General features: G+C 72.0%; 16 protein-coding genes and 1 pseudogene. 10 read left to right on the top strand and 7 right to left on the bottom strand.

Translation table 11 applies throughout. The features are described 5' to 3' along the window. Nucleotides 1–43 precede the first annotated feature (43 nt). The 3 genes from AC060K_RS04625 to AC060K_RS04615 all read left to right on the top strand — a co-directional run bounded on the left by AC060K_RS04625 (nt 44) and on the right by AC060K_RS04615 (nt 1,274). Nucleotides 44–370, top strand: a complete 327-nt coding sequence (locus tag AC060K_RS04625; protein WP_483764281.1) for a YkvA family protein — start codon at nt 44–46, stop codon at nt 368–370. Nucleotides 371–508: 138 nt separating this feature from the next. After that, the gene (locus AC060K_RS04620) at nt 509–676 is read left to right on the top strand and encodes a hypothetical protein (RefSeq protein WP_483764280.1); all 168 of its coding nucleotides are present in this window, start codon (nt 509–511) and stop codon (nt 674–676) included. Nucleotides 677–737: 61 nt separating this feature from the next. Continuing rightward, nucleotides 738–1,274, top strand: a complete 537-nt coding sequence (locus tag AC060K_RS04615; RefSeq protein ID WP_483764279.1) for a hypothetical protein — start codon at nt 738–740, stop codon at nt 1,272–1,274. Between the two features lie 12 nt (nt 1,275–1,286). Here the strand turns inward: AC060K_RS04615 and AC060K_RS04610 are convergent, their stop codons facing one another. After that, nucleotides 1,287–1,883, bottom strand: coding sequence for a DUF4126 domain-containing protein (locus tag AC060K_RS04610; RefSeq protein WP_483764278.1), 597 nt, complete (start codon nt 1,881–1,883; stop codon nt 1,287–1,289). Between the two features lie 84 nt (nt 1,884–1,967). Further along, nucleotides 1,968–3,023 carry a glutathione S-transferase family protein gene (locus tag AC060K_RS04605; protein ID WP_483764277.1) on the bottom strand — a complete coding sequence of 352 codons (1,056 nt, stop codon included), beginning with the start codon at nt 3,021–3,023 and terminating at the stop codon, nt 1,968–1,970. Nucleotides 3,024–3,133: 110 nt separating this feature from the next. Between AC060K_RS04605 and AC060K_RS04600 the strand changes: the two genes are divergently transcribed. From AC060K_RS04600 to AC060K_RS04580, 5 genes and pseudogenes are all read left to right on the top strand, one after another. Further along, nucleotides 3,134–3,586 (top strand): anthrone oxygenase family protein, encoded by a 453-nt coding sequence (locus AC060K_RS04600; RefSeq protein ID WP_483764276.1) that lies wholly within the window; start codon nt 3,134–3,136, stop codon nt 3,584–3,586. 232 nt (nt 3,587–3,818) lie between these two features. Next, the gene (locus AC060K_RS04595) at nt 3,819–6,617 is read left to right on the top strand and encodes a beta-L-arabinofuranosidase domain-containing protein (protein ID WP_483764275.1); all 2,799 of its coding nucleotides are present in this window, start codon (nt 3,819–3,821) and stop codon (nt 6,615–6,617) included. 189 nt (nt 6,618–6,806) lie between these two features. After that, nucleotides 6,807–7,238 (top strand): annotated as a pseudogene (locus AC060K_RS04590) (glycoside hydrolase family protein); the annotation flags it as partial. Beyond that, nucleotides 7,239–8,111 carry an AbfB domain-containing protein gene (locus tag AC060K_RS04585; RefSeq protein ID WP_483764323.1) on the top strand — a complete coding sequence of 291 codons (873 nt, stop codon included), beginning with the start codon at nt 7,239–7,241 and terminating at the stop codon, nt 8,109–8,111. Nucleotides 8,112–8,124: 13 nt separating this feature from the next. After that, nucleotides 8,125–9,630, top strand: coding sequence for a family 43 glycosylhydrolase (locus AC060K_RS04580; protein ID WP_483764274.1), 1,506 nt, complete (start codon nt 8,125–8,127; stop codon nt 9,628–9,630). A gap of 34 nt (nt 9,631–9,664) precedes the next feature. Here AC060K_RS04580 and AC060K_RS04575 read toward each other — a convergent pair whose 3' ends face one another. Next, complete coding sequence (locus AC060K_RS04575; RefSeq protein WP_483764273.1) at nt 9,665–10,231, bottom strand: HhH-GPD-type base excision DNA repair protein; 567 nt, start codon at nt 10,229–10,231, stop codon at nt 9,665–9,667. A gap of 127 nt (nt 10,232–10,358) precedes the next feature. Here AC060K_RS04575 and AC060K_RS04570 point away from each other — a divergent pair, with 127 nt between their 5' ends. Next, entirely contained in the window at nt 10,359–10,919 is a 561-nt protein-coding gene (locus tag AC060K_RS04570; protein WP_483764272.1) for an AMIN-like domain-containing (lipo)protein, read from the top strand. An 18-nt stretch (nt 10,920–10,937) separates the two neighbouring features. Here the strand turns inward: AC060K_RS04570 and AC060K_RS04565 are convergent, their stop codons facing one another. The 4 genes from AC060K_RS04565 to AC060K_RS04550 form a co-directional block, all read right to left on the bottom strand. Further along, nucleotides 10,938–11,348, bottom strand: coding sequence for a nitroreductase family deazaflavin-dependent oxidoreductase (locus tag AC060K_RS04565; protein ID WP_483764271.1), 411 nt, complete (start codon nt 11,346–11,348; stop codon nt 10,938–10,940). A 52-nt stretch (nt 11,349–11,400) separates the two neighbouring features. Then, a complete protein-coding gene (locus tag AC060K_RS04560) occupies nt 11,401–12,273 on the bottom strand; it encodes a putative F420-0 ABC transporter ATP-binding protein (protein WP_483764270.1) in 873 nt (290 codons plus the stop codon). Further along, a complete protein-coding gene (locus tag AC060K_RS04555) occupies nt 12,270–13,283 on the bottom strand; it encodes a putative F420-0 ABC transporter permease subunit (protein WP_483764322.1) in 1,014 nt (337 codons plus the stop codon). The genes AC060K_RS04560 and AC060K_RS04555 overlap by 4 nt, the downstream gene beginning before the upstream one ends. Before the next feature lie 119 nt (nt 13,284–13,402). After that, on the bottom strand, nt 13,403–14,455 hold the full coding sequence (locus tag AC060K_RS04550; protein ID WP_483764269.1) for a putative F420-0 ABC transporter substrate-binding protein: 1,053 nt from the start codon (nt 14,453–14,455) through the stop codon (nt 13,403–13,405). A 314-nt stretch (nt 14,456–14,769) separates the two neighbouring features. On the opposite strand from AC060K_RS04550, the gene AC060K_RS04545 reads away from it, so the two are divergent. Continuing rightward, nucleotides 14,770–15,567 (top strand): SDR family oxidoreductase, encoded by a 798-nt coding sequence (locus AC060K_RS04545; RefSeq protein WP_483764268.1) that lies wholly within the window; start codon nt 14,770–14,772, stop codon nt 15,565–15,567. Nucleotides 15,568–15,629: the final 62 nt, after the last annotated feature.

The raw sequence follows: 15,629 nt of genomic DNA, 5'->3' as shown, positions 1-15,629 counted from the left end.
CGGCGTCCTGGCGGGTCGTGCGGCGATCGGATAGTTTCACGCCATGGCTCGGGACCCGGCGGCACGCGGCACGTTCCACCTGTCGTGGAAGCAGGTCGTCACGCTGGTCGGGTCGCTCGGCTACGTGGCGAGTCCCGTCGACCTGATCCCGGACGTCCTCGCGCCCTTCGGCCTGGGCGACGACGCAGTGGCGGTGGTGATCGCCGGCGTCACGCTGTTCACGGCCGTGCGGCGCTTCCGGGCGGGGCGGGCCAAGCCCGCGGCCGGCCCGGGGACCGCCGGACCGGGCCGGACGGCGACGGGCGGCGCGCCCGGCGTGGCGGGCACCGACGTGCCGCAGGTGACGGCGAAGCCGCGGCCCAAGCGGTAGCTGCGGCGCGTCCTGCCAGGTCACGGGCCCGGCAGAATTCACCCGGCCGACCTGCCGGTACCACGGCTGTGTTATCGCGTAATTCGCGAAAGCCTCATAACCTCGGAGCGTCCCTGCTGATCACTCCGGAGGTTCCCTGTGCCCGCATCCCCTGGCCCCCACTCGACCCATGACGGTGCGACGGACGAGGCGTCGACGGAGGGGCGCGGACAGGCCTCTCCGGGGCGGACCGCTCTGGTGGTCCAGGTCGTCGCGGTGGTGGTCTCGCTCGGGATCCTGACGGCGATCCTGCTGTACGTGTTCTGACCGTCTCCGCACTTCACCGTCACCGGTGGCGGGGAGCGGGATGCGCTGCGAATCTGCCCCTATGGGACAGAACGCGACAGACGAGCACGTCGAGACGTTGACCCTCCCGGCGGACGGGATACCCCCGCTCCGGCCCTTCTCCCGGACCGCACCGGCGGTACCGGCCGCTCCGGTGGCCGGTGCACCCGCCACACCTGTCGCCGGGCTCCCGGTCCCCCGGATCCCGGCCACGGTGCTGCCTGCGCCGCGACGGGGCCGGCACTTCGCGGACACGGCGCCCGAGCTGCCGAGGCGGGTCGTCGCCGGCCGGTCGCCGGGGCGGGTGGTGGCGCGGGTGGCGCTGCCCGACGACGGCCGGTGGGGCCGGCTCGGCCGCGCGCCGCTGACCGCGCGGGAGGCCGAGGAGGCCTGCCGGTACCGGGTCGCCGTCATGTACGGCACGGACGGGCGCTCGCTCGTGCTGCGCTCGGTCCGCACCGCCACCGGGCAGGCCACCGTCCACCTGGCCGAGCCCGACGGCACGGCCGACTACCACATGCTCGTGGGGCAGGTGCCCGGCGGCGTGCGCATCACACGCTGCAGCCAGGTCTTCGCCTGAGAGGGCAGGGCGCTAGAAGGCGCCCTTGAGATCGCCTCGCCGGCGCCAGGTGCGGACCACCAGCACGATGCACGCCACCAGGCCGAGCAGCAGCGGGATCACGAGGATGGGCAGCAGGACGGCGAGGAAGGACACGCCCACCGAGCCCACGTCCTCGGCGGTGCTGACGAACGGGGCGGCGGTGCCACCCGTCGCGGTGTTGGCGAGGACGCGCGCCCCCGACTTGGTGGCATGGACCCCGAGTGCCAGGACGATGCCCAGGACCACCGGCATCCACTGCCCGGACTGGAAGAACGACTGCGGGTCGGTGACGGTGACCGTCTCGGAGCCCGCGCCCGCCCCGAACGCGATGCCGCCTGCCGTGGGCCGGATCACCGTCTGGATCACGTCGTTGACGCTGTCGACGACGGGGATCTTGTCGGCGACGAACTCGACCACCAGCAGGACCCCCAGGATCCCCAGCACCCAGGGGTTCTCGAGCCAGACCCACGATCCGGGCAGCTCCAGCAGGTCGGTGAACCGCGAGAGCAGACCGAGCAGGATGAGCGGGATCCAGGCGTTGAGGCCGGCAGCCAGGGCGAGGCCGCTGCCGGTGGCAAGCTCGAGCATGGTCACAGTGTGGCACGCACCACCCACACTCCCGGCGCCGCTCTCACGGCCGTCGCCGAACCGTGACGTGACCTCGCCGACGGCCTACGACAGCGGTGTGTGCTCCGGGTCCACCTCCTCGCCGGACCGCACGGGGCCCGGTGGCGTGCCGTCGCCGAACGGGCTTCCGCCGAGCTCCTCGCGCCCGTGCGGCGTCACCCAGCCCGTGAGGTCCGGTCCCCCGGGCACGATCCGGCTGGGGTTGATGTCGGTGTGCACCACGTAGTAGTGCTGCTTGATCTGCCAGAAGTCCACCGTGTCGCCGAACCCGGGCGTCTGGAAGAGGTCCCGCGCGTAGCCCCACAGCGCGGGCATCTCGGTCAGGCGGTTCCGGTTGCACTTGAAGTGCCCGTGGTAGACCGGGTCGAACCGCACGAGCGTGGTGAAGAGGCGGACGTCCGCCTCCGTGATCGTGTCTCCGACGAGGTACCGCTGCCGCGACAGCCGGTCCTCCAACCAGTCGAGGGCGGCCCACAGCCGGTCGTACGCCTTCTGGTAGGCCGCCTGCGAGCCCGCGAAGCCGCAGCGGTAGACGCCGTTGTTCACCTCGGTGAAGATGCGGCGCATCACCGAGTCGAGCTCGTCGCGGTGAGCAGCCGGCAGCAGGTCCGGCGCGCCCTCGCGGTGGTACGGGCGCCACTCGGTCGACAGGTCCAGCGTGATCTGCGCGAAGTCGTTCGTCACCACGGCGCCGTCACGCGTGTCCACGATGGCCGGCACCGTGATGCCGCGCGGGTACTCGGGGTCCCGTGCGAAGTACGCCTCCTGGAGGCGCTCGATGCCCAGCACCGGGTCCCGGCCCCCGGGATCGAGGTCGAACGTCCACGACCGCGCGTCGTGCGTAGGACCCGGCAGGCCCAGGGAGATCGCCTCCTCCAGGCCCAGCAGCCGGCGCACGATGATCGACCGGTTCGCCCAGGGGCACGCACGTGCCGCCACGAGCCGGTACCGGCCGGGCTCCACGGCGTAGCCGTCCCGCCCGTCCGCCGTGATGCGGGTGGTGACGTAGTTCTGGTCGCGCGTGTACTCCTTGCCCGGGACCGTGTACGTGCCCCCGACGGAGTGCTCGGGATGCTCCGGGTTCGACGTCGGCTCGCTCATGGTCCGAGCCTAGGCCGACCAACTGACGACCGACCCGCTGACGGGGCGACCGGCGCGCCCGAGGCGCGCGACCGCCGTCGGACACCAGACTGGGGGCAGGAGGTGGCGAGATGTTCGATGTGCTGGCGGTCCTGTCCGCCGTGGTGCTCGGCCTGTCGGCCGGGGTGTTCTACGGGTTCTCCGCGTTCGTGGTCCGCGGGCTGCGCCGCGCCGAGGACGGCGAGGCGGGCGCCGTGATGAACGGCATCAACGCCGAGGCGGTGCGGCCGCCGTTCATGGTGGTCTTCGTGGGGGCGCTGCTCCTGCCGCTCGTCACGACCGTCTGGGCGTACGCGGCCGGCCTGCCGGGCGCCGGCTGGTTCCTCGCCGCGACGGCCGTCTACGCGGTCGGGACGTTCGGCGTGACGGTCGTCCTCAACGTGCCGCTCAACAACGGCCTGCTCGCCGCGCCCGACGTGGCCGAGGGCTGGCGCGACTACCACCAGCCGTGGACGCGGTGGAACCACGTGCGCGCGCTGGCGGGGGCGGCGGCGTCGGCGCTCGCGGTGGTGGGTCTGCTCTGAGCCGACCTGGCGTGGGAGGGCCGGCCTGCGCCGGCAGGTGAAGCAGCTGAGCGGGGCCCGGGTCTTCTCGGGCCCCGCTCGCTGCTGTTAGAGTCTCTTCGCACCATGTTAGCGCTCACATCCTCGCTGGAGCTCGCCGCCGCGCTCCGGGTCAGCCCCGCACGGCAGTGACGCCGCGGGCCACCCGAGGCGGGTGCCCGCTCCGGTGCCGCTTCCCTTCGGAGGTTCGCCGATGCACCAGCCGATGCACCAGCCGATGCACCAGATGTCCAGCACTCTCGTCCCCTCGACCGCCGTCGAGTCCCGCGCGCTGACCCGTCGGACCGTGCTCCGCGGGGCGGCCGTCGCCGGGACCGCGGCCGCCGTCGGCCCGGCCTTGCTGTCGGCTGCTCCCGCCGCCGCGGTGATTCCGCCGGCCCGCGGCGAGGTCGGCGCCGCGGCCTCGGAGTTCACGCTCGGTCAGGTCCGGCTCACGGCCAGCCGCTGGATGGACAACCAGAACCGCACGCTGTCCTACCTGCGGTTCATCGACGTGGACCGGCTCTTGTACAGCTTCCGCGCCAACCACGGGCTCTCGACGAACGGTGCCGCGGCGCTCGGCGGCTGGGAGGCGCCCAGCTTCTCGTTCCGCACCCACAGCCAGGGCCACTTCCTGTCGGCGTGGGCGCAGGCCTGGGCCGTGCTCGGGGACACCGTCTGCCGCGACAAGGCCACCTACATGGTCGCCGAGCTGGCCAGGTGCCAGGCGAACAACTCCGCGCGCGGTTTCGCGGCCGGCTACCTGTCCGGCTTCCCGGAGTCGGAGATCTCCGTCGCCGAGACCGGCAGCGGCAACGGCAACGTGCCGTACTACGCGCTCCACAAGACCCTCGCGGGCCTGCTCGACGTGTGGCGGTACCTGGAGAACACCCAGGCGCGCGACGTGCTGCTGCGGATGGCCGCCTGGGTCGACGCCCGCACCGCACGGCTGACGACCGCTCAGATGCAGACGACGCTGCGGGTCGAGTTCGGTGGCATGAACGCGGTGCTGGCGGACCTGCACTTCATGACGAACGACGCCCGGTGGCTCACCGTCGCCCAGCGGTTCGACCACGCCGCGGTGTTCGACCCGCTCGCGACCAACACGGACCAGCTCAACGGGCTGCACGCCAACACGCAGGTGCCCAAGTGGATCGGCGCGGCCCGGGAGTACAAGGCGACGGGCACCACGCGGTACCGGGACATCGCGCGGAACGCCTGGGCGCTCACGGTGGGCGCGCACACCTACGCGATCGGGGGCAACAGCCAGGCGGAGCACTTCCGGGCGCCGAACGCCATCTCCACCTACCTGCGGAACGACGCCTGCGAGCAGTGCAACACGTACAACATGCTGAAGCTCACTCGGGAGCTGTGGCTCCTCGACACTGCGAACGCCGGGTACTTCGACTTCTACGAGCGCGCCCTCCTCAACCACCTCATCGGCTCGCAGAACCCGGCCAGCGCGCACGGTCACGTCACCTACTTCACGCCGCTCCAGCCGGGCGGCCGGCGCGGCGTCGGGCCCGCCCTGGGCGGCGGCACCTGGAGCACCGACTACGACTCGTTCTGGTGCTGCCAGGGCACGGGCCTCGAGACCAACACCAAGCTCATGGACTCGATCTACTTCTTCTCCGGGACCACCCTCACGGTGAACCTGTTCATGCCCTCGGTCCTGACGTGGGCAGCGCGCGGGATCACGGTCACGCAGTCCACCTCGTACCCGGTGAGCGACACGACCACCCTCACGGTGACGGGATCGGCCTCCGGGTCGTGGACCATGCGGGTGCGTATCCCGGTGTGGGCCACCGGGGCCACGGTCGCGGTGAACGGCGCGACCCAGCCCATCGCCACGACCCCCGGCACGTACGCCACGCTGACCCGCTCCTGGGCCTCCGGTGACGTGGTCACGGTCCGGCTGCCCATGGCGGTGCGGGTCGAGCCGTCGAACGACAACCCGGGTGTCGCCGCCGTCTTCTACGGACCCGTCGTCCTGGCGGGCAACTACGGCAGCACCGCCCTGTCGAGCCTGCCTGCCCTGAACACCTCGTCGGTCACACGTACCAGCAGCAGCTCGCTCGCGTTCACGGCGACGGCGAACGGTTCCACCGTCAACCTGGTGCCGTTCTACGACGCGCACGGGTTCAACTACACCGTGTACTGGTCGACCAACGGGGCAGCCGGCGGGGGCGCGCCGTTCCGGCTGCTCAACGCCGCGAGCGGCCTGGTGCTCGGCATCGCGGAGGCGTCGACGGCCGACGGCGCCCTCGCCCTCCAGTGGGACGACAACGGCACCGCGGACCACGACTGGGTGCCCGTGGTCGCGGGGACCGCGGTCAAGCTCCGCTGCGTGAACAGCGGAAAGGTCCTCGGCGTGCAGGACATGTCCACCGCCGACGGGGCGCGCGTCCTGCAGTGGGGCGACACGGGCACCGCCGACCACCTGTGGACCATCCTCGACAACGGCGACGGCACGCACCGGGTGCGCAACAACCACACGGGCAAGCTGCTCGGTACGGCGGGCGGCTCGACGGCCCGGGGCGCGGCGGTGGTGATGGACCCGGACAACGGGTCGGCGGACAACCGCTGGCGGTTCGTCCCCTCGGGCGCCCGCCGGATCCAGAACGTCCACAGCGGCCAGGTGCTCGGCGTGACCGGCATGTCCACGGCCGACGGCGCGCTGGTGATCCAGTGGGGCGACACGGGCACCGCGGACCACCTGTGGACTGCCGTGGTGGGCAGCAACGGCTACCTCCGCCTGCGCAACCAGCACACGAGCAAGGTGCTCGCGGCCGAGTCCGGCGGGACGGCGAACGGGACGCGCGTCGTCCAGACGACCGACACCGGGGCGACGAGCCAGCAGTGGCGGCTCCGCCACACCTCCGGTGACACCTTCCGCATCCAGGCCGCGGGCGGGCGGGTCCTCGGCGTCCAGGACATGTCGACCGCACAGGGTGCCCAGGTGCTCCTCTGGGACGACAACGGCACGAACGACCACCTCTGGCGGTTCGTCTGAGCCGGTCCGCAGGCCGAGCGTGCTCTGACCCCGATCGCAAAGGAGCGAACATGCACACCTGTCACGTCCCAGGCAGTCCCTGCGCGGCGTCACCCGAGGCGGTGAGCTGATGGTGCGCTCACGCGTCGTCGCAGCCTTGGCCGCGCTCGCGACCGCGGCGTCCACCCTGGTGCTCGCCGCGGCTGTCCAGCCGGCTGCCCCGCCACCTACTCCGGGTACGTCATGGGGTACTTCACGGAGTCGCCGAACCAGTCCGGTGACTCGTACGCCCTCCACCTCGCCGTCAGCAAGGACGGCACCGAATGGATGCCGCTCAACCAGAACAACCCCGTCGTCGCGCCGACGGCGGGCACGCGGGGCCTGCGTGATCCCTACATCCTGCGTCAGCAGGACGGTACCTTCGTCGTTCTGGCGACCGACCTCACAGGCCGGGTGTTCACCGAGAACAACCAGTACATCCATGTGTGGGACTCGGCGAACCTCACGGGGTTCACCGGCTACCGCCGCGTGAAGCTCCACTCGATGGCGACCCACTCGTGGGCGCCGGAGGCCTTCTGGGTGCCGTCGCGGAACCAGTACGCGGTGATCTACTCCGCCTACAACGGCACGCGGGACGTGCTCATGGTGAACTACACGACCGACTTCGTGAACCTGGGTACGCCGCAGGTGTTCTTCGACCCGGGCTTCAACGTCCTGGACGGAGACGTCCTGGTCGACGGTTCCACGTTCTACCTCGCCTACAAGAACATGGACAACGGCAACCTGTATGTCGCGCGGTCCACGACCGGCGCACCGAACAGCTTCACCACGATCAGCCCCGGGCTCCGTCAGGGCGACGCGATCGAGGCGCCCATCCTGGTGAAGTCGAACACGAGCAGCACCCTGTCCCTGTGGGGTGACTCGTTCGTGCCGCTGAACCCGGTGTTCTACGGGTGGTCCTCGACGAACAACGGCACCACGTGGTCGGCACTGAACCAGCGGACGTTCACCGGGCCGATCAACGCCAAGCACATGACCATCCAGCCGATCACCCAGGCCGAGTACGACGCCCTGGTCGCCCGGTGGGGCTCGCCCCGCTGGAACCGGCTCAAGTCGTACAACTTTCCCGGGCGCTTCGTGCGGCACGCGTCGAACGTGGCCCGGATCGACGTCGCGCCGATGGACCCGACCGCCGACATGCAGTGGCGCGTGGTGCCGGGCCTGGCCAGCGCGTCAGGGGTCTCGTTCGAGTCCGTGAACTACCCGGGCCACTACCTGCGCCACGTCAACTACGAGGTGCGGCTGGAACGGAGCGACGGGACGGCGGCCTTCAGGGCCGACGCGACGTTCACGAAGGTCGCGGGACTCGCCGACGGCACGTGGACCTCGTTCCGCTCGTACAACTTCCCCGACCGCTACCTCCGGCACTCCGGCTACGTGCTGCGCATCGACCCCGTGACATCGAGCTCGTCGACCACGGACAAGCAGGACGCCACCTTCAAGATCACCTACTGAGGAGTTCGAAGACATGAATCAGCATCGCCAACGGCGGCGTGCTGTGCGGCTGCTCCTGGTCGCGCTCACCGCGCTCGTCCTGCTTCCCTTCACCGTGCCCGGCACGGTCGCCACCGCTGTTCCTGGCACGAGCTTTCAGAACCCGGTCGTCGGGACGCCCAACAGCGCGGACCCGTGGCTGGGGTACCACAACGGTTTCTACTACTACGCGGCCACGACCTGGACGGGCAGCATCTACCTCCGTAAGTCGTCGACGCTCGCGGGCCTGAGGACGGCGCCTGAGACGCGGGTGTTCCAGATGTCCCAGCCGAACGCGACGTCGAACATGTGGGCTCCGAGCCTGCACCTGCTGAACGGGCGCTGGTACCTCTACTACTCGGCCGGTCCGAGCGCCTGCTGTGGTGGGCAGCGTCAGCACGTGCTCGAGAGCGCGGGGTCGGACCCGATGGGCCCGTACACCTACAAGGCCAAGCTCAACCTCATGCCGAACGACGGGTGGGCGATCGACGGCAGCGTGATGGCGGTGGGCGGCGTGAACTACTTCGTGTTCTCGGCCTTCACCGACAACGGCAGCTTCGAGTCGGGAGCGACCCAGAACCTGTACATCTCCCGGATGACGAACCCGTGGACGGTCGCGGCCCACGGGACGCTGATCTCCCAGCCCACCTTGGCGTGGGAACGGCAGGGCAACCCGGTGAACGAAGGTCCGTACGTGCTGCAACGTAACGGGCGCACGTTCCTGACGTACTCGGCGAGCTTCTGCCAGACCCCGGACTACAAGATCGGCGCGCTGGAGCTGACCGGGTCGGACCCGATGGTCCGCAGCCACTGGACCAAGCTGGCCGACCCCCTCTTCCAGCGAAGCGACGCCAACGGGGTGTACGGGCCGGCCCACCACTCGTTCTTCACGTCGCCGGACGGGACCGAGGACTGGATCATCTACCACGCGAACTCCTCGGCCTCCCAGGGGTGCGGCACCACGCGGACCAGCCGGGCGCAGCGGATCTCGTGGAACCCGGACGGCACGCCCAACCTGGGGGTACCGGTCTCGACCTCGACGGTGCTGGCCGGCCCGTCCGGTGAGAACAACAACCCTGGCGCAGTCTCGGTGCGGCGGCTGCAGTCCTACAACTTCCAGGACCGCTACGTGCGCCACGCGGACTTCGCCGTCCGGATCGACCCGGACGTCAGCCCGGCCCTGGACGGCCAGTTCCGCGTCGTCGCAGGTCTGGCCAACAGCGGCACGGGGTACGTCTCGTTCGAGTCGGTGAACTACCCGGGCCATTACCTGCGCCACGACAACTACGTGCTCAGGCTCGCCCCGAACGACGGGTCGACCACCTTCAAGGCCGACGCGACCTTCCGCCAGGTCGCCGGGCTGGCCAGCTCCTCGTGGTCGTCGTACCAGTCCTACAACTTCCCCGACCGGTACCTCCGCCACACCGGCTACGTCCTACGGATCGACCCGATCAGCACCGACACCGCCCGCCAGGACGCGACCTTCCGCCTGGTCGGCTGAGAAGGCCCGGAGGCCGCCGCTGCTACCTCGGGAATCAACCCGTGGTCGTGGCGGCGGCCTTCTTCGCCTTCTTGAAGTCGCGGACCTTCTGCAGCGAGTCGGGACCGGTCACGTCGGCGACGGAGCGGTAACCCTCGAGGGCGTAGTCGCCGGCGGCCTTCTCCCAGCCGGCCGGCCGGACGCCGAGCTGCTTGGCCACGAGGGCGACGAAGATTCGTGCCTTCTGCTCGCCGAACCCGGGCAGCGCCTTCACCCGCTTCAGGAGGTCGGCGCCGGACGACGCCTCGGTCCAGATGCGTGAGGCGTCGCCGTCGTACTCGTCGACGACGACCCGCGCGAGCTCCTGCAGCCGGGCGGCCATGGCGCGGCCGTACCGGTGGATGGCCGGAGGCGTGGTGGCGAGGGCGACGAACTCCTCGGGGTCGGCGTCGGCGATCGCGGCGGGATCGAAGGTGCCGAGACGCTCGACGACCTTCCACGGCCCGCGGAACGCGTGGTCCATCGGGTACTGCTGGTCCAGCATCATGCCCGCGAGGACCGCGAACGGATGCTCGTCCAGCACGGCGTCGGCCTCCGGGAGGCCCGTGATCCGGAACGACATCCTCGAAGCATGGCAGGCGCGCGCTACCGCCGCGAGCGCCGCGGGAATTCACCCCCGACGGCGACCGGTGCCCATTGACGGCTCCGTGGGGCGGGAGGATCGTCGAAGGGGTACGAGGGAGTACATCATGCGTCGCATCATGCTGATCTGGGTGTCCATCCTGTCGCTGCTCGTCACCGGGACCGTGCTCACGGCTCCAGCGGCAACAGCCCATCCGTACTGCGGGCAGGTGTGGGGCTCGACCGCCCGGGGAGCGCCCGGGATGTCCCTCGGGCAGCTCACGGACGTGCGCGCCGGCCGCCACGCCTGCTTCGACCGCCTGGTGCTCGACGTCGATGCGCCGCTCACCGGCTGGTCGGTGCGGTACGTCAGCCAGGTCACCAGCGACGGCTCCGGGTTCGTCGTGCCGGTGCGCGGCGGGGCACGCCTGGAGGTCGTGGCGCGCGTGGGGGTCGTCCCGACGGACTCGTTCTTCACCGGTTCGGGCGACCTGGTCGACACCACCGGCTACAGCACCTTCCGGCACGTCGCCTGGGCGGGCAGCTACGAGGGTGTCACGAAGGTGGGGCTGGGCGTGCGGGCTCGGCTGCCGTTCCGGGCGTTCGTCCTGGCGGGGCCGGGCAGCGGGTCGCGGCTGGTGGTCGACGTGGGTCACCAGTGGTGCGCGACGGGTCACACCGACTGCTGACCGGGTGAGGGCGCCGGGTCAGACCACCGGCGCCCGGTGCAGCCGCCCGGCCAGGAACTGCCCGATCCCGAGCCCGGTGGCGAGGGCCCGGGGAGCCGGGGCGAGCAGCCGGGCCGCCTCGTCGGCGTCGAGCACCCGGACGCGGTCCACCTGGTAGTCGTGGCCGCCGCGGGTGAGCCGGAAAGAACCGGCCGCGCGCAGGTTGCGCATCCAGTCGGTGTCCTGGCCCCAGGGCAGCGGCGTGAGGACCAGCACCTCGCCGGCGGCGTCGTCGCGGGCGGCGAACGCCACGACGGGCGTGGCGTACTGCTTGCCGCTGCGCCGCCCGACGTGGTGCACGGTCGCGAAGGGCGGCGCCTTCGACGACGCCTTCAGGGCGACGGGGTTCAACGCCTTCGCGGCACGGGCGACGACCTGGGGAGCAGCCATGTCCCCATCATGCTCCGCGGGGCGCGGCTCGCCACCGCGGACCCCCTGCCGATCACACGGGGTCGCCGAACACCAGGACCGGCCGCCCGGTGCGCGGGTGGGTCAGCACGTCGCACCGCACGCCGTAGACCGGTTCGATCACCTCGGGGACGAGCACCTGGCCCACCGGCCCGGCGGCCGCGACCCTGCCGTCCGCGAGCAGCACCACGTGGTCGCACGTCGCGGCCGCGAGGTTGAGGTCGTGCAGCGCTGCGAGGACGGTCACGCCGTCGTCGGCGAGCCGGCGCAGCACGCGCATGGCATGCAGCTGGGCGGCGATATCGAGGTGGTTGGTCGGTTCGTCGAGGAGGAGGAGGCGCGGCTGCTGTGCCAGGGCGCGTGCCATGTGGACGCGCTGACGCTCTCCTCCTGACAGCGTGGCGACCTCGCGGTCGGCCAGCGCCTCGGCGCCCGCGGTGCGGAGCGCCGCCCAGGCGGCCGCCCGGTCGGCGTCGGAGTCGCCGGCGAGGAGTGATCGGTGCGGGATCCGCCCGAGCAGCACGGCGTCGAGCACGGAGACGGGCAGGTCGGTGGTCGCGTCCTGCTCCACGAGGGCGACCGTCCGTGCCCGACGACGGCGCGGCAGCGCCCCCAGGTCGTCGCCCCCGAACCGGATACCGCCCTCCCGGCCGGAGGTGGTGCCGACCGCCGCCGCCCCGGCCGGCTGCACCCCGGCGATCACGCGGAGGAGTGTCGACTTGCCCGACCCGTTCGGCCCGAGCAGTCCCGTGACCGCGCCGGGCGGTGCCGTGCAGTCGACGCCGTCGAGGAGCAGGCGGCCGTCCACGGCCCAGGACACTCGTGAGGCGTCGAGCCCGGCCAGCGGGGAGTCTCCGGCTGCGGCCCCCGGCGTGGGCGCCATCGAACGGTGCGACGTCGTGGTCATGCCTTCCCCCTTCCTCGCCACAGCAGCAGCGCGAACACGGGCGCCCCCACGGCGGCCGTGACGATGCCCACCGGCAGCTCCCTCGGCTCGAACACCGTGCGAGCCAGCGTGTCGGCCCAGACCAGGAACGACGCCCCGAGCAGGGCCGACAGCGGCAGGAGCAGCCGGTGCCGCGCGCCGGTGAGCAGCCGGACGGCGTGCGGCAGGATCAGCCCGACGAAGCCGATGGACCCGCTCTGCGAGACGAGCGTGCCGGTCAGCAGGGCGACGCCGATCAGCAGCACCCACCGCACCCGGTTCACCGGCAGTCCCAGGGCGGCGGCGGACGTGTCGCCGAACGTGAACGCGTCGAGCACCGACCCCGACAGGGACAGGGCTGTCCCGAGCACGACGACGGCCACCCCGGTGATCGCGACCGACGTCCACGTCGCCGACGCGACGGACCCCATGAGCCACGACAGCACCTCGCGGAACGCGTCCCCCGTGGCCGACCAGAAGATCACGAACGACACCGCCGCCGCGCACAGCTGGCTCACCGCGAGCCCCGCGAGCACCGTGCGGGTGGGGGTGATCGCGCCGAGGGACCCGGCGAGGCCCAGGGCTGCGACCAGGGCGAGCACCGCTCCGGCGAACGCCGCGACCGGCAGGAGCAGCGGGATGCCGACGAGCAGCACGAGCACCGCGCCCAGCGACGCGCCCGAGGAGAGCCCCAGGAGGTACGGGTCGGCCAGCGGGTTGCGCGTGAGGGACTGCATCACCACGCCGCACACCGCGAGCCCGCCGCCCACGGCCGCGGCGGTGAGGATGCGGGGGAGGCGGAGCTGCCACACCATGCCGTCGCGGATGCGGGACAACGGCTCGAGATCGAGCAGGCCCCCCAGGCCGAGGTGGGTGGCGATCGACCGCCACACCTCGGACACGGAGAGGTCGGCCGGGCCGATCGTCACCGACGCCAGAACCGTGACGACCAGCGCGACGGCCGTCGCGCACAACCATGCGACGCCGCGCACCCGTGTGCCGCCCGTCCCGCCCGGGCCCCCTGCGCCCTGGCGAACCGGCCGGGCAGCAGCCGCTGCGGCCTCGCGTCCCTGAGGTCCCGCGTCGAGCGCGGGCCCCGCCGTCGTCCCGTTCACAGGCCGAGCGCCTCCAGCTGGGCCGCGAGGTCCACGACGGCGTCGACGTTCCGGACGCCCGCCTCGGACGCCGGGAACGGGAGCACGAGGTAGCGGCCCTCGCGGACCGCCGTCAGCTCCGCGGTCGCGGGATTGCCCTCGAGCCGCTCGACCTTCGAGTCCGCCGTGTTCCACGCGGCGTCGACCAGCACGATGACGTCGGGGTCGGCCTCCACGGCCTTCTCCCACGAGTAGGACGTCCAGGTGTCGTGCACGTCGGCGGCCACGTTCTCCAGGCCGACGGCGTCGAGGATCATCTGCGGTGCGCCGATCCCCGCGCCCACGTACGGGGTGTCCGTGCCGGACGAGTACCACAGCGCCGTGAGCCCGCGGTCGTCCGGCGTGACGCTCTCGAGCGTGGCGCGCTGCTCGGCGACCAGGTCGTCCGCGGCGTCCGTCACGTCGAAGACGGCGCCCACCTGCTCGATCTCGGCGAACACGTCCTCGAAGGTCAGCGGGTCGGGCATGTACCCGGGCTCCTTGCACGCGGCCGGCGAGACGTACGTGGCCACCCCCAGCCCGGCGAGCGTCTCGCGGTCGCCGGCCGTCTCGGCCGTCAGGTTCGACTCCCAGCCGGCGTAGACCAGGTCGGGCTCCAGCTCGAGGACCGCCTCGGCGCCGGGCGCCTCGTCCGACAGGGGCTCGGCCACCGCGGGCACCTCGGCCGCCGCGTCGGCCAGCGACTCCGGCACGGGCCCGTCCAGGAACGCGGACGCCACGATCCGGTCGCCCAGCCCGAGCGCCAGCAGCATCTCGGTCGACGACGACTTGATCGTCACCACCCGCTCGGGGGCCTTCTCGAACGTGGTCTCGAAACCGCAGCTGTCCACGGTGAGGGGATACCCCGTGCCCGACGCCGGAGGGGTCACCTCCACGGTGGTCCCGCCGGCGTCGCCGGGCGAGCAGGCGGCGAGGCCGGCGACGAGCACACCGGCCCCGGCGGCACCGAGGAGCCGGGCGCGGGAACGTGCACGAGGGATGCGGGCGGGACGGTACTGAGGACGGGGCACGACAGGGCTCCTGGGAATCGGGGGCGTCCGCACGTCAGCACAGGGCGACGCGGGCGCGTTCAGGTGATGTGACGCGTCAGCTCGCGTCGCCCGGACCCGCGGCCCCAAGACAGAGGCCGCCCCCACGAGCCATCCAGGGGCTCGCGATCCGCCCAGAACAATACAACCCGCGCGCCGCGCAGGACACCTTCGCTGCCGGCGTCGTCACCACCCACCCCGCCGAGACAGTGCCTTCGTCCGACGAAGTCACCGAGTCGGCGACGGGGCGGATAGCCTGCGCGGAGCAGACGTCGCACGGCACGGAAGGCACCACCATGACCAACAGCACCGAGAACGCTCAGCCGACCGTCACCGCGGTCGAGGCCCGGCCCGCGAGGCGTGCCCTGGTGACCGGGGCGTCGTCGGGCATCGGGGCCGCGACCGTGCGACGGCTGCGCGCCGACGGCTGGGACGTCGTGGCCGCGGCCCGCCGCAAGGAACGCCTCGACGCGCTGGCCGAGGAGACCGGCGCCCAGGCGTTCCAGGTCGACGTGACCGACGACGGGCAGGTCGCCGCGCTCGCCGAGCACCTCGCGTCGACCGGCGGCCTCGACGCCGTCGTGAACAACGCGGGCGGTGCCTTCGGGCTCGACCCCGTGGAGTCGGCCGACCTCGGCGCGTGGCGCGGGATGTACGAGCTCAACGTGATCGGGACCCTCCGCGTGACCCAGGCGGTCCTGCCCCTGGTCCGCGCGGCCGAGGGCGACATCGTGTTCGTCACGTCCACGGCCGCGCACGGCGCGTACGAGGGCGGCGCCGGGTACACCGCCGCGAAGCACGCCGAGCGGATGCTGTCGACCACCCTGCGCTGGGAGATCGTCGGCGAGCCCGTGCGCGTCATCGAGCTGGCCCCGGGCGCCGTCGCGACCGAGGAGTTCTCGCTCGTACGGTTCGGCGGCGACGCCGAACGCGCTGCGAAGGTCTACGACGGCTACCAGCCGCTCGTCGCCGACGACATCGCCGAGACCATCGCCTGGACCCTCGCCCAGCCGCCGCACGTCAACGTCGACCTCGTCGTGGTGCGACCCCGCGCCCAGGCGCACAACACCAAGACCGCCCGCACCGGCGTCTGACGATCACCTGACGACGGCCGCCGCGGCGTAGGCGTCAGGGCCCCGGGGTGGGACCCTGACAG

This window comes from Antribacter sp. NEAU-D49 (genome assembly GCF_057158775.1).
The sequence above is the reverse complement of the archived record's forward strand: the minus strand, read 5'-3'. Positions and strand labels throughout refer to the sequence as shown.